The organism is Streptomyces luteogriseus (genome assembly GCF_014205055.1).
In the GTDB taxonomy this organism is placed as follows: domain Bacteria; phylum Actinomycetota; class Actinomycetes; order Streptomycetales; family Streptomycetaceae; genus Streptomyces; species Streptomyces luteogriseus.
Map to the genome: position 1 here is coordinate 5830215 of NZ_JACHMS010000001.1, position 20842 is coordinate 5851056.

16 protein-coding genes are annotated in these 20842 nt (G+C 70.8%); 10 read left to right on the forward strand and 6 right to left on the reverse strand.

Going from position 1 to position 20842, the window contains the following annotated elements; genetic code table 11:
- Positions 1-165: 165 nt before the first annotated feature.
- The 3 genes from BJ965_RS25855 (at position 166) to holA (ending at position 2419) form a co-directional block, all read left to right on the forward strand.
- Positions 166-1047, forward strand: coding sequence for a YceI family protein (locus BJ965_RS25855; protein ID WP_184911231.1), 882 nt, complete (start codon positions 166-168; stop codon positions 1045-1047).
- Positions 1048-1085: 38 nt separating this feature from the next.
- On the forward strand, positions 1086-1331 hold the full coding sequence (locus BJ965_RS25860; protein ID WP_184911233.1) for a hypothetical protein: 246 nt from the start codon (positions 1086-1088) through the stop codon (positions 1329-1331).
- A gap of 98 nt (positions 1332-1429) precedes the next feature.
- Complete coding sequence (gene holA / locus BJ965_RS25865) at positions 1430-2419, forward strand: DNA polymerase III subunit delta (protein ID WP_184911235.1); 990 nt, start codon at positions 1430-1432, stop codon at positions 2417-2419.
- Between the two features lie 92 nt (positions 2420-2511).
- Here the strand turns inward: holA and BJ965_RS25870 are convergent, their stop codons facing one another.
- Positions 2512-2937 carry a VOC family protein gene (locus tag BJ965_RS25870; protein ID WP_184911237.1) on the reverse strand — a complete coding sequence of 142 codons (426 nt, stop codon included), beginning with the start codon at positions 2935-2937 and terminating at the stop codon, positions 2512-2514.
- 100 nt (positions 2938-3037) lie between these two features.
- On the opposite strand from BJ965_RS25870, the gene BJ965_RS25875 reads away from it, so the two are divergent.
- The gene (locus tag BJ965_RS25875; RefSeq protein ID WP_184911239.1) at positions 3038-3433 is read left to right on the forward strand and encodes a nuclear transport factor 2 family protein; all 396 of its coding nucleotides are present in this window, start codon (positions 3038-3040) and stop codon (positions 3431-3433) included.
- A gap of 214 nt (positions 3434-3647) precedes the next feature.
- On the opposite strand, the gene rpsT is transcribed toward BJ965_RS25875, so the two are convergent.
- Positions 3648-3914 (reverse strand): 30S ribosomal protein S20, encoded by a 267-nt coding sequence (gene rpsT, locus BJ965_RS25880; protein WP_031103817.1) that lies wholly within the window; start codon positions 3912-3914, stop codon positions 3648-3650.
- Positions 3915-4155: 241 nt separating this feature from the next.
- Between rpsT and lepA the strand changes: the two genes are divergently transcribed.
- On the forward strand, positions 4156-6024 hold the full coding sequence (gene lepA, locus BJ965_RS25885) for a translation elongation factor 4 (protein ID WP_184911241.1): 1869 nt from the start codon (positions 4156-4158) through the stop codon (positions 6022-6024).
- Between the two features lie 250 nt (positions 6025-6274).
- Positions 6275-8149, forward strand: coding sequence for an AMP-dependent synthetase/ligase (locus BJ965_RS25890; RefSeq protein ID WP_184911243.1), 1875 nt, complete (start codon positions 6275-6277; stop codon positions 8147-8149).
- Positions 8150-8155: 6 nt separating this feature from the next.
- Here BJ965_RS25890 and BJ965_RS25895 read toward each other — a convergent pair whose 3' ends face one another.
- Both BJ965_RS25895 and BJ965_RS25900 read right to left on the reverse strand, forming a co-directional pair.
- Positions 8156-8629, reverse strand: a complete 474-nt coding sequence (locus BJ965_RS25895) for a response regulator (protein ID WP_184911245.1) — start codon at positions 8627-8629, stop codon at positions 8156-8158.
- Complete coding sequence (locus tag BJ965_RS25900; protein ID WP_449343241.1) at positions 8626-12702, reverse strand: HAMP domain-containing protein; 4077 nt, start codon at positions 12700-12702, stop codon at positions 8626-8628. Before BJ965_RS25900 ends, BJ965_RS25895 begins: the two co-directional genes overlap by 4 nt.
- A gap of 192 nt (positions 12703-12894) precedes the next feature.
- Between BJ965_RS25900 and BJ965_RS25905 the strand changes: the two genes are divergently transcribed.
- Positions 12895-15261 carry a SpoIIE family protein phosphatase gene (locus BJ965_RS25905; RefSeq protein WP_184911248.1) on the forward strand — a complete coding sequence of 789 codons (2367 nt, stop codon included), beginning with the start codon at positions 12895-12897 and terminating at the stop codon, positions 15259-15261.
- Between the two features lie 48 nt (positions 15262-15309).
- On the forward strand, positions 15310-16542 hold the full coding sequence (gene hemW / locus BJ965_RS25910) for a radical SAM family heme chaperone HemW (RefSeq protein WP_184911250.1): 1233 nt from the start codon (positions 15310-15312) through the stop codon (positions 16540-16542).
- 274 nt (positions 16543-16816) lie between these two features.
- Here hemW and BJ965_RS25915 read toward each other — a convergent pair whose 3' ends face one another.
- Together BJ965_RS25915 and BJ965_RS25920 are read right to left on the reverse strand one after the other, a co-directional pair.
- The gene (locus BJ965_RS25915; protein ID WP_184911252.1) at positions 16817-17620 is read right to left on the reverse strand and encodes a DUF3097 domain-containing protein; all 804 of its coding nucleotides are present in this window, start codon (positions 17618-17620) and stop codon (positions 16817-16819) included.
- Positions 17621-17651: 31 nt separating this feature from the next.
- Entirely contained in the window at positions 17652-18383 is a 732-nt protein-coding gene (locus tag BJ965_RS25920) for an MBL fold metallo-hydrolase (RefSeq protein ID WP_184911254.1), read from the reverse strand.
- Positions 18384-18554: 171 nt separating this feature from the next.
- On the opposite strand from BJ965_RS25920, the gene hrcA reads away from it, so the two are divergent.
- Together hrcA and dnaJ are read left to right on the forward strand one after the other, a co-directional pair.
- Positions 18555-19571: a heat-inducible transcriptional repressor HrcA gene (gene hrcA, locus BJ965_RS25925; protein WP_031103805.1), complete on the forward strand. Its 1017-nt coding sequence runs from the start codon at positions 18555-18557 to the stop codon at positions 19569-19571.
- Positions 19571-20707 (forward strand): molecular chaperone DnaJ, encoded by a 1137-nt coding sequence (gene dnaJ / locus BJ965_RS25930; RefSeq protein ID WP_184911256.1) that lies wholly within the window; start codon positions 19571-19573, stop codon positions 20705-20707. The genes hrcA and dnaJ overlap by 1 nt, the downstream gene beginning before the upstream one ends.
- The last annotated feature ends 135 nt before the right edge of the window (positions 20708-20842 follow it).

Here is a 20842-nt window from a genome sequence, read left to right on the forward strand (position 1 = left end):
CCGGCCACACGGGGCTACTCGTGCGTAGTACCAGCACATGTGCTGGATTCCCGTGATGTGGTCCCGTGTTGCCTCGAAAGCCTCACCGGTGGTCGAATGCGTCTCCGGCAAGATGTGATCAACAGTGATCAACAGGGGATTTCGAGTCACTCAGGGGAGTCGTGGATGATCGGCCGCTGGCGGGCAAGCCGCACCGACCGGGTGCAACGGACGAGTCCCCTGGCGGCGGTGCCGACGCCGCCCAGCGCGGGGGTGCTGGCCTGCCGGGTGCTGGACCCGGTCAACGAGCCGGTCAGGCACGCGGAGTTCGCGGTCACCGACGCCGCGGGGCGGCCGGTGGTCAGCGGGGGAGCCGATCCGTACGGGTCGTTCGTGACGACCGTGCCCGCCGGGGAGTACCGGCTCGCGGTGTCGGCGGAGGGGTACACGCCGTACCGGGCGACGACCCAGGTCGCTGAGAACGCGCTCGCGTCCTTCGGGGACGTGACGCTGCAGGTGGCCCGGCCGCCGGAGCTTCCCGATGCCGGTGACTGGGAGATCGAGTCGGCGCACTCCTCGATCGGCTTCACCGCGCGGCACATCGGACTGGCCCGGATCCACGGGCGGTTCAAGTCGTTCGCGGGGGTCATTCGGGTCGCCGAGCAGATGGAGCGGTCGGCGATGCACGTGGTGATCGACGCGGCGTCCATCGACACCGACATGAGGATGCGCGACGACCATCTGCGCTCGGCGGACTTCCTGGACGTGGAGAACTTCCCGACGCTGGAGTTCTACAGCGAACGTTTCGTGCACAAGGGCGGGAACCGTTGGGCCGTGACGGGGGCGCTGTCGCTGCACGGCGTGACGCGGACGGTCACGCTGGACACGGAGTACCTGGGGCTGGGCAACGGCATGGAGGGCGAGGTGCGGGCGGCCTGCCGGGCCACGACCGAACTGCACCGGGACGACTTCACCGTGAGCTGGCAGACCATGCTGGCGCGGGGCATCGCGGTGGTGGGGCCGAGCATCAGGGTCGACCTCGATGTGCAGGTCGTGCGCAAGGGCTGAGCGACCGGGCCGCTGTGCGGTGTCGGACAATGTCCGGCGTGAGTGATGTGCGACATGTGCTGGTACTGCCCGACCGTGATGCCGCGGAAGAGGTGGTGGACGCGCTGCGGGAGAGGTTCGGGGTCTCCGAGGAGCCGCAGCTGGTGCGGGATGCGCTGGCCGGTGAGGACGACGCCGAGGACGCGCAGTGGCTGGTCGTCCTGCGGGACGAGGACGAGCGGATGGATTCCGTGGAGCTGGACCGGCTGGCCGGCGAGTGGGAGGGCTGGCGGGAGGAGCCGTAGCGGCTCCCGGTCCCGTCTGCGCGCACGGCCCGGGCCGTGGGGAGCCTGGCCCGGTCCGCCGGGACCCGATGTCAGTGGCGCGTGGGATGCTTGGCGCGATGGCCAGGAAGACTGCGAATGACGACCCCCTCGCCCCGGTGACGCTCGCCGTGGGCCAGGAGGACCTGCTCCTCGACCGTGCCGTGCAGGAGGTGGTGGCCGCGGCGAAGGCCGCCGACGCCGACACGGACGTACGGGACCTGACCCCGGACCAGTTGCAGCCCGGCACCCTCGCCGAGCTGACGAGCCCGTCGCTCTTCGCGGAGCGCAAGGTCGTGGTCGTACGCAACGCGCAGGATCTGTCGGCCGACACGATCAAGGACGTGAAGGCGTACCTCGGGGCCCCGGCCGAGGAGATCACCCTGGTGCTGCTGCATGCGGGCGGGGCCAAAGGCAAGGGGCTGCTCGACGCCGCACGCAAGGCCGGGGCGCGTGAGGTGGCCTGCCCGAAGATGACGAAGCCGGCGGACCGGCTGGCGTTCGTGCGGGGCGAGTTCCGGGCGACGGGGAGATCCGCCACGCCGGAGGCGTGCCAGACGCTCGTCGACGCGATCGGCAGCGATCTGCGGGAGCTGGCCTCGGCGGTGTCGCAGCTGGTCGCGGACGTCGAGGGGACGATCGACGAGGCCGTCGTCGGGCGGTACTACACCGGGCGGGCCGAGGCGTCGAGCTTCACGGTCGCCGACCGGGCCGTCGAGGGGCGGACGGCGGAGGCCCTGGAGGCGCTGCGCTGGTCGCTGGCGACCGGGGTCGCGCCGGTACTGATCACGAGCGCGCTCGCACAGGGCGTCCGGGCGATCGGGAAGCTGTCCTCGGCCCGCGGGGGCCGCCCGGCCGACCTCGCGCGGGAGCTGGGCATGCCGCCCTGGAAGATCGACCGGGTGCGGCAGCAGATGCGCGGCTGGACTCCGGACGGGGTGTCCATCGCGCTGCGCGCGGTGGCCGAGGCGGACGCGGGGGTGAAGGGCGGCGGCGACGACCCCGCGTACGCGCTGGAGAAGGCAGTGGTCACCATCGCCCGGGCGGCCCGCTCCAGGGGACGCGGCTAGCGGGGCCGACCCCGGCCGATCGGACTCGGGCCAGGGGCGACCTTCCTCCCCGGCCCGGCCCGGCGCGGCTCGTGCCAGGCACCGCCTCCGCCTCAGAACACGGGCTCACCCATCCCCAGCAGGTTGCCCTCGCTGTCGTGGAACCAGGCGCCGCGTTCGCCCCGTGCGCCCTTGCTCGGATAGTTGCCCTCGACCTCGGCGATCCCGCCCCGGGTGCGGAAGCCGGGGGCGTCGACCTCCTCGAAGACCACGCCGCGCCGCTTCAGCTCGGCGACCGCCGCCTCGATGTCCTCGACCTCCAGCGCCATCTGCGTGAAGGTGCCGGGCGAGGTTCCCGTCGACCGGAACAGCACGAACTCCGCGCCACCGCAGCGGTACAGAAGCCCGCCGGGGCGTTCGTCCACGGGGTCCAGACCGAGTTTCTCCGAGTAGAAGCGCCGTGCCCGCTCCAGGTCCTGGGCGGGGAGCCTGGTCGCCGCGCGGACCAGGGCCGGCGCGTTCGTGTCGTCTGCGTCCATGTCTCCACTGTGCCGTGATCGAGTCGCCCTCCTCCTGCCGAAGAGGAGAATCGGGTGTATCAGCCGTACGTCGCCGAGTGACGGAGAGGTGGCGAGGGTCATGGCTGAGCACCCGCACGCAACGCTGGTCCGCAAGGGGTTCGAGGCCTTCTCGCGCGGTGATCTGGACACCCTGCGGGAACTGATCGCCAGGGACGCGACGCATCACGTGCCCGGCAGTCACCCGCTTTCTGGTGACTTCAAGGGCCAGGACGCGATCATGGACATGTACCGGCGGCTGGGCGAGGAGACCGCCGGGTCGATGCGTCTGGAGATGCTCGGCATCGCCGTCGACGGCCGGGGGCACGCGGTCGGCATGTGCAGGTTCACCGCCGAGCGGCAGGGCAGGAAGCTGGACGACACCGGCTGCATCGTCTTCCGGATCGTCGGCGACAAGGTCACCGACCTCGACGAATGCGTCGAGGACATCGAGAAGAACGACGAGTTCTGGTCGTAGGGCCACGGACCGGGCAGGCATCGCCGGCGCCGGGGGCAGACAGGCCGAAAGGCCCCGCCCGCCGCCCTGGGGAAGGGCGGAAAGCGAGGCCTTCGGTTCAAGCTGCGGGATCCGCGCCCGCGTGGCGAACGCAGGCCGCGCGCGGATCCGGGGGTGCCGGACGGGAGCGGATGAGAGAGGGCCCGCTCGATTCCCTCCGGCGTCACATCAGATGTCAGCCCTTGAGCGCGTCGACCTTCTGAGCCAGCGCGGACTTCTTGTTGGCAGCCTGGTTCTTGTGGATGACGCCCTTGGAGACGGCCTTGTCGAGGTGACGCGCGGCGAGGCGCTGGTACTCGGTGGCCTTCTCGACGTCACCCGCGGCAGCAGCCTCACGGGCCTTGCGGATCGCGGTCTTGAGGGAGGACTTGACGGCCTTGTTGCGCAGCCGCGCCTTCTCGTTGGTCTTGATCCGCTTGATCTGGGACTTGATGTTCGCCACGAATGAGCCTTCTCAGGTTCTGGCACGAGGCCGCACGGACACCGCACGATTCCCGCACCGGGTGATTTCTTGAGGTCGTGCCTCGTGCGAGAGGGCATGAGGCACAGCCACCCAGGCTACCAGTGGGCCCTTGCGCGGCCCAAACCCGGCCATGGTCCCCACCCGTGGGACCATGGAGGCTACGTATCGATCCGACCCGAGACCGCAGACACTGCGGACGCCTCAAGAATCAGGACCCTGCGTGCCCGCGATCCCCAGCCACGTGCCCGAGCCGAGCCGTACCGACCCGGCTCTGATCCGCAACTTCTGCATCATCGCGCACATCGACCACGGCAAGTCCACGCTCGCCGACCGGATGCTCCAGCTGACCGGAGTGGTCGAGCAGCGACAGATGCGCGCCCAGTACCTCGACCGCATGGACATCGAGCGCGAGCGTGGCATCACGATCAAGTCACAGGCGGTGCGTCTGCCGTGGGCCCCGACCCACGACAAGAACGACACGCACATCCTGAACATGATCGACACCCCCGGGCACGTCGACTTCACCTATGAGGTCTCCCGGTCGCTCGCCGCGTGCGAGGGGACCATCCTCCTGGTCGACGCCGCCCAGGGCATCGAGGCGCAGACCCTCGCCAACCTCTACCTGGCGATGGAGAACGACCTCAAGATCATCCCGGTGCTGAACAAGATCGACCTGCCGGCCGCGCAGCCCGAGAAGTTCTCCGAGGAGCTCGCCAACCTCATCGGCTGCCAGCCCGAGGACGTGCTCAAGGTCTCGGCGAAGACCGGCATCGGCGTGGACGCGCTCCTGGACCGGGTCGTCCGCGACGTCCCGCCCCCGGTCGGCGTCAAGGATGCCCCCGCCCGCGCGATGATCTTCGACTCGGTCTACGACTCCTACCGTGGCGTGGTCACGTACGTCCGTGTCGTCGACGGGCAGCTCAACAAGCGCGAGCGCATCAAGATGATGTCGACCGGCGCCACGCACGAGCTCCTGGAGATCGGCGTCTCGTCGCCCGAGATGACCCCGGCCGACGGCATCGGCGTCGGCGAGGTGGGCTACATCATCACCGGCGTGAAGGACGTCCGTCAGTCCAAGGTCGGTGACACCATCACCAGCAAGGACAAGGGCGCCACCGAGGCCCTCGGCGGGTACAAGGACCCGAAGCCGATGGTCTTCTCCGGCCTCTATCCGCTGGACGGCTCGGACTACCCCGACCTCCGCGAGGCGCTGGACAAGCTCCAGCTCAACGACGCCGCCCTGGTCTACGAGCCCGAGACCTCCGCGGCCCTCGGCTTCGGCTTCCGTGTCGGCTTCCTCGGCCTGCTGCACCTGGACGTCATCCGTGAGCGCCTGGAGCGCGAGTTCAACCTCGAACTCATCGCCACCGCGCCCAACGTGGTCTACCGCGTGATCATGGAGGACGGGAAGGAGCACACGGTCACCAACCCGAGCGAGTTCCCCGAGGGCAAGATCGACAAGGTCTTCGAGCCGGTCGTCCGGGCCACGATCCTCGCCCCCAGCGAGTTCATCGGCTCGATCATGGAGCTCTGCCAGACCCGTCGCGGCACGCTCCTCGGCATGGACTACCTCTCCGAGGACCGCGTCGAGATCCGCTACACGCTCCCCCTCGCGGAGATCGTCTTCGACTTCTTCGACAACCTGAAGTCCAAGACCCGCGGCTACGCCTCCCTGGACTACGAGCCCACCGGCGAGCAGGACGCCCAGCTGGTGAAGGTCGACATCCTGCTGCACGGCGACCGTGTCGACGCCTTCTCCGCCGTCACCCACAAGGACGCCGCGTACGCGTACGGAGTGCGGCTCGTCGCCAAGCTGCGCGAGCTGATCCCGCGCCAGGCCTTCGAGATCCCCGTGCAGGCGGCCATCGGCTCCCGGGTCATCGCCCGCGAGACCATCCGCGCCATCCGCAAGGACGTCCTCGCCAAGTGCTACGGCGGTGACATCTCCCGTAAGCGGAAGCTGCTGGAGAAGCAGAAGGAGGGCAAGAAGCGGATGAAGATGGTGGGTTCCGTAGAGGTTCCGCAGGAGGCCTTCATCGCGGTCCTGTCCAGTGATGACAGCGCGGGGTCGGGCAAGGGCAAGAAGTAATCACGGATTACCGTGGGTTACACCGCAATCCGGGTTGAACAGGGGCCCGTCGTGCGAAAGTACGGCGGGCCCCTGCGCGTTCCCGGGGTGGCTCTCGGTACGAAGTGACAGGCCGCAGCCCCTTACGCGGGGGACGGTCGCCCTTTACTCTGATCCCTGCTCGATAGTTACTCGCGAGTTAAACAAGGGCTCGTGAGTAAACCCAGCCGCACCTGAGCCAGCCGCATCGTCGCGGGCCCCGGAGGATGTCGTGAGCGACACACAGACCCTGATCGAGAACCGTCCGCCGTCCGTGGCGGGCCTCTTCCTGGAGCGCGTCGCGGCCACGCCGGACGCCGAGGCCTATCGGTATCCGGTCCCATCGTCGGCCGGCCAGGGGCCGGACGAGTGGAAGTCGCTGAGCTGGGCGCAGGCCGCCGAGCGGGTCTACGCCATCGCGGCGGGCCTCATCGAGCTGGGCGTGCAGCCCGAGCAGCGCGTCGCCCTCGCCGCCGGCACCCGGATCGAGTGGATCCTCGCCGACCTCGGCATCATGTGCGCCGGCGCGGCCACGACCACGGTGTATCCGCAGACCAACGCCGACGAGTCCGCGTACATCCTGTCGGACTCCGAGAGCCGGGTGCTGATCGCGGAGAACGCCGAGCAGCTGGCCAAGGCCAAGGAGAAGCGCGCCGAGCTGCCCGAGCTGACGCATGTCGTGGTGATCGACGCGGCCGGTGTCGAGACCGCCGACTGGATCCTCACCCTGGACGAGCTGGAGAAGCGCGGCGCGGCCCGGCTGGAGAAGGACCCCGACCTGATCAAGGAGCGGGTCGGCGTGATCACCAAGGACCAGCTGGCCACCCTCATCTACACCTCCGGCACCACGGGCCGCCCCAAGGGCGTGCGCCTGCCGCACGACAACTGGTCGTACATGGCGAAGGCGATCGCCGCGACCGGGCTGGTCAGCTCCGAGGACGTGCAGTACCTCTGGCTGCCGCTCGCGCACGTCTTCGGCAAGGTGCTGACCTCCGGGCAGATCGAGGTCGGACACGTCACCGCCGTGGACGGCCGGGTCGACAAGATCATCGAGAATCTGCCGGTCGTGCAGCCGACGTACATGGCGGCCGTGCCGCGCATCTTCGAGAAGGTCTACAACGGCGTGGCCGCGAAGGCCCGCGCCGGCGGCGGCGCCAAGTACAAGATCTTCCAGTGGGCGGCCGAGGTGGCCCGCGAGTACGCCAAGGTCTCCCAGGACAACTTCCGGCGGACCGGGACCGCGTCCGTGCCGTTCGGTCTGGGCGCGAAGCACAAGGCCGCCGACGCGCTGGTGTTCGCCAAGATCCGCGAGGCCTTCGGCGGCAACCTGCGGGCGTGCGTCTCGGGGTCCGCCGCGCTGTCCCCGGAGATCGGCTACTTCTTCGCGGGCGCCGGCATCCACATCCTGGAGGGCTACGGCCTGACCGAGTCCTCGGCCGCGTCCTTCGTGAATCCGGGCGAGGCCTACCGCACCGGCACGGTCGGCAAGCCGCTGCCCGGCACGGAGGTGCGGATCGCCGACGACGGGGAGATCCTGCTGCGCGGCCCGGGCATCATGGAGGGCTACCACAAGCTGCCCGAGAAGACCGCCGAGGTGCTGGAGCCGGACGGCTGGTTCCACACCGGGGACATCGGGGAGCTGTCGCCCGACGGGTACCTGCGGATCACCGACCGCAAGAAGGACCTCATCAAGACCTCGGGCGGCAAGTACATCGCCCCGGCGGAGGTCGAGGGGCAGTTCAAGGCGGTGTGCCCGTACGTCTCCAACATCCTGGTGCACGGGGCCGACCGCAACTTCTGTACGGCGCTCATCGCGCTGGACGAGCTCGCGATCACCGAGTGGGCCAAGGAGAACGGGCTCCAGGGGAAGTCGTACGCGGAGATCGTCGCCGCGCCGGTGACCGTCGAGATGGTCGGCGGGTATGTGAAGCAGCTCAACGAGGGGCTTCAGCGCTGGCAGACCATCAAGAAGTTCCGGCTGCTGCCGCGTGATCTCGATGTCGAGCACGGGGAGATCACGCCGAGCCTGAAGCTGAAGCGGCCCGTCGTGGAGCGGGAGTACAAGCACCTGATCGAGGAGATGTACGACGGCTCTCGCGAGCGGTAGGGGCCCTCAGGCCTCCGGATGATCAACCCGGCGTCGCAACTCCTGGACCTCCGTCCTCAGGCGTTCCACCTCTCTGCCCTTGCGGTAGAGGTCCAGGAAGACGCTGACCTTTGCCCGCAGGACCCATGGGTCGAACGGCTTGGTCACGTAGTCGGCGGCGCCGGTCGCGTAGCCGCGGAAGGCGTAGCCCGAGTCGTCGTCCGCTCCGGTCAGGAAGATGATCGGGACGTCCCGGGTCTGGTCGAGGCGTTTGATGTGGGCGGCCGTCTCGAAGCCGTCCATGCCGGGCATGCGGATGTCGAGCAGGACCAGGGCGATCGGCTGCCGCAGCAGGGCCTTCATGGCCTCCTCGCCCGAACGGGCCCGGACCAGCGGCTCGTTGAGGGAGGCCAGGACGGCCTCCAAGGCGGTCAGATTGTCCTCCATGTCGTCGACCAGGAGGATTCCGGCGCGTTCGGGGTGAGTGGCCGTGCTGCTCATGCCTCTTCTTCCGTGCCCTCGGGGTCCAGCAGTTCGCACACGACCGTCAGCAGGCCCTCGATGTTCACCGGTTTGGGCACGTAGTCGTTGGCGCCGCGGGCGATGGACTTCTCCCGGTCACCGGGCATCGCCTTGGCGGTCAGCGCCACGATCGGCAGGCCCGTCCAGCGGGGTGTGCGGCGGATCGCGGAGATGGTCTCGTAGCCGTCCATCTCCGGCATCATGATGTCCATCAGGACCAGTTCGACGTCCGCGCTGCGCTCCAGGGTCTCGATGCCCTCGCGGCCGTTCTCCGCGTAGAGCACGGTCATGCCGACCCGGCCCAGGACATGGGTGAGGGCGAACACGTTGCGGATGTCGTCGTCGACGATCAGCACCCGACGCCCGGCCAGGATCCGGCCCGGCCTCCCGGACGTCCAGGCCTCCAGCTTCGTGGGTGAGGGCCACGCGTCGTCCGTGTCGTGCGCGACCGGGGGGAAGGGCCCGGTGGTCGGCTGGAGCGGCAGGGGCAGGGCGTCACGGTCCTCGGGGAGCGGGGCGGGAGCCGTGTGACCGGGGCTGACGACGGGGACGTAGAGGGTGAACCTGGAGCCCTTGCCGGGTTCGCTCTCGGCGATGATCCGGCCGCCGAGCAGGCCCGCGATCTCCCGGCTGATGGAGAGGCCGAGGCCGGTGCCGCCGTACTTGCGGTTGGTGGTGCCGTCGGCCTGCTGGAACGCCTCGAAGATCACCGGGAGTTTCTCCGGCGCGATCCCGATGCCGGTGTCGGACACGGCGAACGCGATGACGTCGTCGGTCTCCCGGACTCCCCCACTCTCGACTTCTCCCCCACTCTCGACTTCGCTCGAGCGGGGGGACCCCCATGAGCGGGGGGACCCCCGTCGGTGCTCGGTGTCCTGCACCCGGTCCACCCGCAGTTCGACCTTGCCGCTCGCGGTGAACTTGATCGCGTTGGAGAGCAGGTTGCGCAGGATCTGCTGAAGGCGCTGCTCGTCCGAGTACATCTCGCGCGGTACGTCCTCGCCCACCGCCAGCTCGAAGGCGAGCCCCCGGTCGATGGTGAGGGGGCGGAAGGTGGCGTGGACGTAGTCGAGCAGCTTGATGAGCGGGAGCCGCTTGGGGCGTACGTCCATCCGGCCGGCCTCGATCTTCGACAGGTCCAGGATGTCGTTGATCAGTTGCAGGAGGTCCGAGCCCGAGCGGTGGATGGTCGTCGCGAACTGCACCTCCTGGTCGGAGAGATGGCCGTCGGGGTTGTCGGAGAGCAGCCGGGCGAGGATCAGCAGCGAGTTCAGCGGCGTGCGCAGCTCGTGCGACATGTTCGCCAGGAACTCCGACTTGTACTGGGAAGACGTGGCCAGCAGCGCGGCCTTCTCCTCCAGTTCGGCGTTGGAGCGCTGGAGTTCGCCCTGCTGCTTCTGGAGTTCGTCGGAGCGTTCCTGGAGCTGCATGGCCAGGCGCTGGGACTCGCCGAGCAGGGACTCGGTGCGGGAGTTGGCGATGATCGTGTTGATGGCGACGCCGATCGTGTTGACGAACTGGTCGAAGAACGCCAGGTGCACATCGGAGAAACGGGAGAACGAGGCGAGTTCGATGACGCCGAGGAGCTTGTCCTCGAAGAGGATCGGGATGATGACGATCGTGGTCGGGGCCGCCTCGCCGAGGCCGCTATTGATCTTGATGTAGTCGGGCGGGGCGCCCTCCACCAGGATCCGCTTCTTCTCCCGGGCCGCCTGCGCGACCAGGCCGTGCACCGGCAGGCCGCCGGTCTCGACGGTCGCGTCCTGGGCGGCGCCGTACCCGGCGATGAAGGCCAGGCCCTTGATCGGCACGGTGGTCCGCGGGCCGGCGCTGTCCTCGTCCGGGTCGGCCAGGTAGAACGCGCCGTACTGGGCGTTCACCAGCGGGGTCAGCTCGCGGAGTATCAGGTCGGCGACCTCCATGAGGTCCCGGTGGCCCTGCATCAGGGCGGCGAGCCGGGCCAGGTTGGACTCCAGCCAGTCCTTCGCGCGGGTCGTCTCGCGCAGGTTGGCCACCATCAGGTTGATGTTGTCCTTCAGCTCGGCGACCTCGCCCTGCGTCTCCACGGTGATCGAGCGGGACATGTCGCCCTGGGCCACCGCGGAGGCGACCTCGGCGATCGCGCGGACCTGGGTGGTGAGGTTGAGGGCGAGTTCGTTGACGTTGGTCGTCAGGCGCTTCCAGGTGCCGTAGACGCCCTCGACCCGGGCCTGGCCGCCGAGCTGGCCCTCGCTGCCGACCTCCCGGGCCACGCGGGTGACCTCGGAGGAGAAGGAGGACAGGGTGTCGACCATCGTGTTGATGGTGGTCTTCAGCTCCAGGATCTCGCCGCGCGCGTCCACGTCGATCTTGCGGGACAGGTCGCCCTGCGCCACGGCCGTCGCGACCTGGGCGATGTTGCGCACCTGGGAGGTGAGGTTGTCGGCCATGTAGTTGACGTTGTCCGTCAGGTCCCGCCAGACGCCGGAGACGCCCAGCACCTGGGCCCGGCCGCCGAGCCGCCCGTCGGTGCCGACCTCGCGGGCCACGCGGGTCACCTCGTCGGCGAAGGCGCGCAACTGCTCCACCATCGTGTTGACGGTGTCCTTCAGCTCCAGGATCTCGCCGCGGGCGTCGACCGTGATCTTCTTCGACAGGTCGCCGTTGGCGACGGCCGTGGTCACCTGGGCGATGTTGCGGACCTGCGACGTCAGGTTCAGCGCCATGAAGTTGACGTTGTCGGTGAGGTCCTTCCAGACGCCGGAGACGCCCCGCACCTGGGCCTGTCCGCCGAGGTTGCCCTCCGTGCCGACCTCGCGGGCGACGCGGGTGACTTCGTCGGCGAAGGCGGAGAGCTGGTCGACCATCGTGTTGATCGTGGACTTCAGCTCCAGGATCTCGCCCTTGGCCTCCACGGTGATCTTCTTGCCGAGGTCGCCCTGGGCGACGGCGGTGGAGACCAGGGCGATGTTGCGCACCTGGGAGGTGAGGTTGTCGGCCATGAAGTTGACGTTGTCGGTGAGGTCCTTCCAGACCCCCGACACGCCCCTGACTTGCGCCCGGCCGCCGAGGTTGCCCTCGGTGCCGACCTCGCGGGCGACGCGGGTGACTTCGTCGGCGAAGGCGGAGAGCTGGTCGACCATCGTGTTGATCGTGGACTTCAGCTCCAGGATCTCGCCCTGCGCGGCGACCGTGATCTTCTGGGACAGGTCGCCGTTGGCCACGGCCGTGGTCACCTGGGCGATGTTGCGGACCTGGGAGGTCAGGTTCGACGCCATGAAGTTGACGTTGTCGGTGAGGTCCTTCCACACCCCGGACACGCCCCGCACCTGGGCCCGGCCGCCCAACTGGCCCTCGGTGCCGACCTCGCGGGCGACGCGGGTGACTTCGTCGGCGAAGGCGGAGAGCTGGTCGACCATCGTGTTGACGGTCAGCTTCAGCTCCAGCAGCTCGCCGGTCGCCTCCACCGTCACCGTGCGGGTCAAATCGCCCCGGGCCACCGCCGTCGTCACCGCGGCGATGTCCCGCACCTGGGCCGTCAGCCGGGACGCCATCGTGTTGACGGCTTCCGTCACGTCCCGCCAACTGCCCGACAAACCCTGCACCTTGGCCCGGCCGCCGAGCCTGCCCTCGGTGCCGACCTCGCGCGCGACCCGCGTCACCTCGCCCGTGAACAGGGAGAGCTGGTCCACCATCGTGTTGACGGCCCGGCCCAGGCGCCGCAGGTCGCCGCGCAACTGCCGTGTCCCGTCGTGCAGATCGACCCGCTGGGTCAGATCGCCGCCGGCCACCGCGTCCAGCACGCGCGTGGCGTTGGCCGCCGGGGCGACCAGGGCGTCGAGCAGCTGGTTCACATCGTTGACCCGGGACGTCCACAGGCCCTGGCCGGGGCTGGCCGAGAGGCGCTCGTCGAGCCGGCCGTGCCGCACCAGCTCCCGTCTGACGCGTCGCGTCTCGGAGGTGAAATGGATGCTGCGGTCCATGATCTGGTTGAAGACCGCGGTGAGTTCGGCCACCATCCCGTGGCCGGATTCCGGCGCCTTGGTGAAATCGCCGTCGCGTGCCGCTGTCATGGCTGCGAGCAGGGGACGCAGATCGGATGCACGAATCTGACCGTCTTCGTGCCGGTCTTCGACCACAGGGGTAGCACTGTTCTCACTCATGACGGCCCACTTCGGTAACTCGGCGCTTATGGGCGGGGCCAGTCTGTCACTCTGTCGGCATCGACTGTGGCGTATTCGTACGAACTGCCCGGGGAGCTGTCCATGGGGGCCATTCCGACGCAACGGGAGACCGCTCCCCGGGCCTCAGAGGCGCCTGCACATGCTTGGGAGACGCCTGTGCCCGTCCAGGAGGGGCCCGTTTCCGAGGAGCCCGTACCGTCCGCGGAGGTGATCACACCGCCCGCCGGGGCGCCCGCACAGGAGCGCGCGCGGGCGCACGCGACCCTGCCCGGCAGCTCCCTCGCGCCGGGCGCCGCACGCGCCTTGGTGCGCGCGGCGCTCGCTGAGTGGACCGGACTGGGCCTGCCGGGCGCCGAGCACCTCACCGACCGCCTCGCCGACGACGCCGCGCTCGTCGTCAGCGAACTCGTCACCAACGCCGTCGTGCACGCCGGCACCGACGTCGAGATGGAGTGCCGGCTGGAGGGCGACACCCCGGACACGGCCGCGCTCGTCGTCGAGGTCTCCGACCAGCACCCCTCCCGCGCCCCGCGCGGCAGCGAGCCGGAGACACCGCACGACACCCCCGAGTACGGACGCGGCCTGCGGCTCGTCGGATCGCTCTCCGAGGCGTGGGGGATCACCTACCGCACGGGACGCAAGACCGTCTGGGCGCGGCTGCCCGCCGGGGGCTGCGCGGCGGGCGAGCAGATCGAGGCGTACGCCGGGGAGCACGCGCTGGCGAGCGGCCTCCGGGTGGCGGAGAACCTGGCGCCCGAACCGCGCCGGGGCGACGAGGCGGCGGAGGACCTGGCATCCGAACCGCCCAAGGGCGACGAGGCGGTGGAGGCCGCACGGGCCTGGCGCGGCGCTGGCGACGCACGGGAGCCGCGAAGCGGAGGCGACACGTGGGACCTGCGTGGCGGACGCGACACGTGGGACCTGCGTAGTGGAGGCGACGCATGGGACCTCCACGACGGAGGAGAGACCTGGGAATCGCGGGAGGGCGGCGAGGCGCGGAACTGGCCCGCCTTACGGGAGGCTCGTGACCTGCGCGACTGGAACGACCTACGGGACTGGCGGGACCGGCACGAGAACCGCGACGGACGCAACGGGCCCGACGGTGCCTGGCTCGGCCGCGGTGCCCTCTCCTTCCTCGCCGAGGCCTCCGACCTGCTCGCCGGACAGCTCGACGAGGACCTGGTCGCGGCCCTGGCCGGGCAGCTGATCGTGCCCCGGCTGGCCGACTGGTGCGCGGTGTGGCTGGAGGACGAGGCCACCGGCGGCGGCTGGAGCGGCGGGGCGGGCGCCGGCGGACCGCGCCTCGCCCGGGTCTGGCACGGCAGCGAGAACCGCATCGAGGAGCTGCGCCGCGTCCTGGAGAAGGACCCGCCGCGGCCGTTCGACCCGACGGGGTCGTCGTCCCCGTTCGAACGCGGCCGGGACCGGGGCGGGTCCGGGCCCGTCGAGTACCCCTGGCCAGGCGAGGCGCTGGGCGACGGTGAGCCCGGCTCGGCCCTCGCCTACCGGCTGGTCGCCGGGGGACGCCCGCTGGGCACCCTCGTCATCGGGCGCTCCGGGAAGGCCGGCTTCCCCGACGAGATCACCGGCCTCGCGGAGGACCTCAGCCGCCGGGTGGCCCTCGCCATCGGCGCCGCCCGCCAGTACGCCCGCCAGGCCACCATCAGCGCCGTCCTGCAGCGCGGCCTGCTGCCCGGCGCCGTGGCCGAGATCCCCGGCATGCGCAGCGCCCTCGTCTACGAGCCGTGCGACAAGGGCGGCCCGAGCGGCGACTTCTACGACCTGTTCCCGGCCGGCGACGGCCGCTGGTGCTTCGCCGTCGGCGACGTCCAGGGCAAGGGACCCGAGGCGGCCGTCGTGATCGGCCTGGCCCGGCCCTGGCTGCGCCTGCTGGCCCGTGAGGGCTACCGGGTCGCCGACGTCCTCGACCGCCTCAACCAACTGCTCCTCGACGACGCCACGGAGGCCGCCGACGCCGCGGCCCGGGCGCTGGTGGCCGCGGGGGCGCGTCCGACCCCGCCCGGCGACGGCCCCCAGACGCGCTTCCTGTCCCTGCTGTACGGCGAGCTCGCGCCCTTCGACGGCGGCGTCCGCTGCACCGTCGCTTCCGCCGGGCACCCGCTGCCGCTGCTGCTCGGGGCGGGCGGCGAGGTCCACACGGCCGCGCAGCCCCAGACTCTCCTCGGTGTCGTGGAGGACGCCACCTACACCAGCGAGACTTTCGAGCTGCGCTCCGGCGACACGCTGCTGTGCGTCACCGACGGCGTGACCGAGCGCCGCTCGGGCTCCCGCCAGTTCGACGACGGGGACGGGCTCGCGACGGCGCTGGCCGGGTGTGCCGGGCTGGACGCGGAGCTGATAGCCGAGCGGATCAAGCGGCTGGTGCACGAGTTCGGGGCGCGCCCGCCCGCGGACGATCTCGCGCTGCTGGTCCTCCAGGCGGACTGACCGCCGCTCCGGGCGGAGCGGGCGCGCCGGTGCTGGACAATGGAAGGCATGCCTTCCGCACTCCCCGACGGCGAGCCCGTCCCCGACGACGGCGCGTTGCCCGCGTCCGCGCTCGCCGGGGCCGCCGACCGCCCTCTCGGGTTCTACCTGCACGTCCCGTACTGCGCGACCCGCTGCGGCTACTGCGACTTCAACACGTACACCGCGACCGAGCTGCGCGGCACCGGCGGGGTGCTGGCGTCCCGCGACAACTACGCCGAGACACTGGCCGACGAGGTCCGGCTCGCCCGCAAGGTGCTGGGCGACGATCCGCGTCCCGTCCGCACGGTGTTCGTGGGCGGGGGCACGCCCACGCTGCTGGACGCCGGTGATCTCGTACGGATGCTGAAGGCGGTGCGGGACGAGTTCGGGCTGGCGGAGGACGCCGAGGTCACGACCGAGGCGAACCCTGAGTCGGTCGACCCGGCGTATCTGGCCGCCCTGCGCGAGGGGGGCTTCAACCGGATCTCCTTCGGGATGCAGAGTGCGCGGCAGCACGTGCTGCAGGTGCTGGACCGCACGCACACGCCGGGGCGGCCCGAGGCGTGTGTCGCGGAGGCCCGGGTGGCCGGGTTCGACCATGTGAACCTCGACCTGATCTACGGCACGCCGGGTGAGTCCGACGACGACTGGCGGGCGTCGCTGGACGCGGTGCTGGGGGCGGGGCCGGATCACGTCAGTGCGTACGCGTTGATCGTCGAGGAGGGGACGCAGCTCGCGCGGCGGATCCGGCGCGGCGAGGTGCCGATGACCGACGACGACGTGCATGCCGACCGGTACCTGATCGCGGACGAGGTGCTCTCGGGCGCGGGCTTCGAGTGGTACGAGGTGTCGAACTGGGCGACCTCGCGGGCCGGGCGGTGCCTGCACAACGAGCTGTACTGGCGGGGGGCCGACTGGTGGGGGGCCGGGCCCGGTGCGCACAGCCATGTGGGCGGGGTGCGGTGGTGGAACGTCAAGCACCCGGGCGCGTACGCGGCCGCGCTGGCGGCGGGGCGGTCGCCGGGGGCCGGGCGTGAGGTGCTGAGCGATGAGGACCGGCGGGTCGAGCGGATTCTGCTGGAGCTGCGGCTGCGGGAGGGGGTGCCGTTGTCGCTGTTGCGGGATGAGGGGCTGGCGGCCTCGCGCAGGGCGTTGGCGGATGGGCTCCTGGACGCCGGGGCGTATGACGAGGGGCGGGCTGTGCTCACTCTGCGCGGGCGGTTGCTGGCGGACGGGGTTGTCCGGGACCTCGTGGACTGAGGTGCTCGGGGTGGGTGCTGGGGGCGGGGCGATACGCAGCTCGGCGCGACGAGGTGCCGCTGCGCCCACCCGTGCCGCCCCCAGCGGCACGCCTGCCCGCAGCTAGGCGGCAGCGCGCGTCCGCAGCTAAGCGGCACGTCCGCTGCTGGGTGGCTGCGCGCGTCCGCGCTGGGTGGCCGCGCGCTCCCGCAGCTGGTTGGCTGCGCGCGCCCGCCGCCAAGCAGCCGCGCAGCCGCACAGCCGCACAGCCGGGTGACTGCTGCGCGTGTCGCGGTCAGGGGGCCGTCACGAAGTCGATCAGTTCTTCCACCCGCCCCAGCAGTTCCGGCTCCAGGTCCTTGTACGAGTGGACCCCCGACAGGATCCGCTGCCAGGCCGCCCCGGTGTTCTCCGGCCAGCCCAGTGCCCGGCACACGCCGGTCTTCCAGTCCTGACCGCGCGGGACCCGGGGCCACGCCTGGACGCCCAGGGACGACGGTTTCACCGCCTCCCAGATGTCGATGTACGGGTGGCCCACGACCAGCGCGTGCTCGCTCGTCACCGACTGGGCGATGCGCCACTCCTTCGAACCCGGTACGAGGTGGTCCACCAGGACGCCCAGGCGCGCGTCCGGGCCGGGGGCGAACTCGGAGACGATCGACGGCAGGTCGTCGACGCCCTCCAGGTACTCCACGACCACGCCCTCGATGCGCAGGTCGTCGCCCCACACCTTCTCGACCAGCTCGGCGTCGTGCCGGCCCTCGACGTAGATACGGCCGGCGCGGGCGACACGCGCGCGTGCGCCGGGGACGGCCACCGAACCGGAGGCCGTGCGGGCGGGACGCACGGGGCCGCCCGGCGCGGGGCGGACGAGGGTCACCACCCTGCCCTCCAGCAGGAAGCCGCGCGGCTCCATCGGGAACACCCGGTGCTTGCCGAAGCGGTCCTCCAGGGTCACCGTGCCCGCCTCGCAGCGGATCACCGCGCCGCAAAAACCCGTCCCCGGCTCCTCCACCACGAGGCCGGGCTCCGCCGCGACCTCGGGCACCGGCTTCGGCTTCTTCCACGGCGGGGTCAGATCGGCGGAGTACTGGCGCATTCGGATGACGATAGGAGAAGCCGGTGGGTGATCACGGAGACACGCCGAAACGCGCCGCCAGGGCGTCCCGTTGCGCCCGCACGAACGCCGCGTCCACCACCGCTCCGTGACCGGGCACATACACCGCGTCCGCACCGCCCAGGTCGAGCAGCCGGTCCAGGGCGGCCGGCCAGTGCGACGGCACCGCGTCGGGGCCCGCCTGCGGCTCGCCGGACTCCTCGACCAGGTCGCCGCAGAACACCACCTCCGGATCGCCCGGCACCAGCACCGCCAGGTCGTGCGCGGTGTGCCCCGGGCCGACGTTCGCCAGCAGCACCTGCCGCCCGCCGCCCAGGTCGAGCGTCCACTCGCCGGAGACCAGGTGGCCGGGCGGGACCAGCCGCTCCGCCGCCTCCTGGGCCGCGGGCGCCGCCAGACCCTGGCGCACCCCGTCCTCGCGCAGTTCCTCGCGGTCCCGCACCCGCGTCAGCAGCGCGTCCACGCCCACCGCGCCGAACACCTCGGTGTCCGGGAGCGCCGCGGCGCCGAAGACGTGATCGAAGTGCGGGTGGGTCAGCGCGAGATGTGTCACACGGTGACCGGTGAGTGCCCGCGCCTGCGCGCCCAGTTTCGCGCCCTCGGCGAGGCTCGACCCCGCGTCGATCATGAGGACCGCCCCCTCCCCGGCGACCAGCCCGATCGTGCAGTCCCACACCGGAAGCCGGCACCGCCCCACACCGGCGGCCACGCGCTCCCATCCGAGGTCTTCCCAAGTCACCGTCATACGGCGACGCTAGCGGTGCGCCCCGCTCGGGGCACGGCGCCGCACGACCAGCCTTGCCGGGGGAGTACCCCACCGCCGTACACTGGGCCGGGGAATGCTGGCACTCGCACGCGCAGAGTGCCAGGCTCGACAGGCAGGACCACGGGCGGACGACTTCTGGAGGTGTGCGCGATGCTCAGTGAACGCAGGCTTCAGGTGCTGCGCGCCATCGTCCAGGACTACGTCGGCACCGAGGAGCCGGTGGGCTCCAAGGCCCTCACCGAGCGGCACAGCCTCGGCGTCTCCCCGGCCACCGTCCGCAATGACATGGCGGCCCTCGAGGACGAGGGGTACATCGCCCAGCCGCACACCAGTGCCGGGCGCATCCCCACGGACAAGGGCTACCGGCTGTTCGTCGACAAGCTCGCCGGCGTCAAGCCGATGACCGCGCCCGAGCGGCGCGCGATCCAGAACTTCCTCGAGGGCGCCGTCGACCTCGACGACGTCGTGGCGCGTACGGTGCGGCTGCTCGCGCAGCTCACGCGTCAGGTCGCCGTGGTGCAGTACCCGTCGCTGACCCGATCGACGGTGCGGCACGTGGAGCTGCTCTCCCTGGCGCCCGCCCGCGTCATGCTCGTGCTGATCACGGACACCGGGCGGGTCGAGCAGCGGGTCGTCGACTGCCCGGCGCCCTTCGGCGACGCCTCGCTCGCGGATCTGCGCGCCCGGCTCAACAGCCGTGTGGCGAACCGCCGTTTCGCGGATGTGCCGAGTCTGGTGGAGGATCTCCCGGAGGCGTTCGAGCACGAGGACCGGGGTACGGTCTCTACGGTGCTCTCCACACTTCTGGAGACGCTCGTCGAGGAGAACGAGGAGCGGCTGATGATCGGCGGCACCGCCAATCTGACCCGCTTCGGGCATGACTTCCCTCTCACGATCCGGCCGGTGCTGGAAGCGCTTGAGGAGCAGGTCGTGCTCCTCAAGCTGCTCGGCGAGGCGCAGGATCCGGGCGTGACCGTACGGATCGGTCACGAGAACGCCCACGAAGGACTCAACTCCACGTCCGTCGTGTCGGTCGGCTACGGTTCGGGCGGCGAGGCAGTCGCCAAGCTCGGCGTGGTCGGACCGACCCGCATGGACTACCCGGGAACGATGGGAGCGGTACGCGCAGTGGCACGGTACGTCGGACAGATCCTGGCGGAGTCGTAGTGGCCACGGACTACTACGCCGTACTCGGCGTGCGCCGCGACGCGTCGCAGGAAGAGATCAAGAAGGCCTTCCGGCGGCTCGCCCGCGAGCTGCACCCGGACGTCAACCCCGATCCGAAGACCCAGGAGCGGTTCAAGGAGATCAACGCCGCTTACGAGGTGCTGTCGGACCCGCAGAAGAAGCAGGTCTACGACCTCGGCGGCGACCCGCTCTCGCAGGCCGGTGGCGGCGGCGCGGGCGGCTTCGGAGCCGGTGGCTTCGGGAACTTCTCGGACATCATGGACGCGTTCTTCGGTACGGCGTCGCAGCGCGGACCGCGCTCGCGCACCCGCCGCGGCCAGGACGCGATGATCCGCATCGAGGTCGAGCTCGACGAGGCCGCCTTCGGCACGACGAAGGACATCCAGGTCGACACGGCCGTCGTCTGCACCACCTGCAGCGGTGAGGGCGCGGCCCCGGGCACCTCCGCCCAGACGTGTGACATGTGCCGCGGCCGCGGTGAGGTCTCGCAGGTCACCCGGTCCTTCCTGGGCCAGGTCATGACGTCCCGCCCGTGCCCGCAGTGCCAGGGCTTCGGCACGGTCGTGCCGACCCCGTGCCCGGAGTGCGCGGGCGACGGCCGTGTCCGGTCCCGCCGTACCCTCACGGTCAAGATCCCGGCCGGTGTCGACAACGGCACGCGCATCCAGCTCGCCGGCGAGGGCGAGGTCGGTCCCGGCGGCGGTCCGGCCGGTGACCTCTACGTCGAGATTCACGAACTTCCCCACGCGCAGTTCCAGCGCCGCGGCGACGACCTGCACTGCACGGTGACGCTCCCCATGACGGCGGCGGCGCTCGGCACGAAGGTGCCGCTGGAGACGCTCGACGGCCTCGAAGAGGTCGACATCCGCCCGGGCACCCAGTCCGGCCAGTCGATCCCCCTGCACGGCCGGGGCGTCACACACCTGCGCGGCGGCGGACGCGGCGACCTCATCATCCACGTCGAGGTCACCACCCCGACCAAGCTCGACCCCGAGCAGGAACGCCTGCTGCGCGAGCTCTCCAAACTCCGCGGCGAGGAGCGCCCCACGGGGCAGTTCCAGCCGGGGCAGCAGGGGCTGTTCTCGCGGTTGAAGGATGCCTTCAACGGGCGCTGACGCGGGTGGTCCGGCTGCTGCCGGGGGTCCGGGGGTCGTCCCCCGGGCAGGCACGGTCAGCCGGGCCGGCAGGGGCTGTTCTCGCGGTTGAAGGACGCCTTCAACGGGCGCTGAGACCGAGCGTGCTTCTGGTCT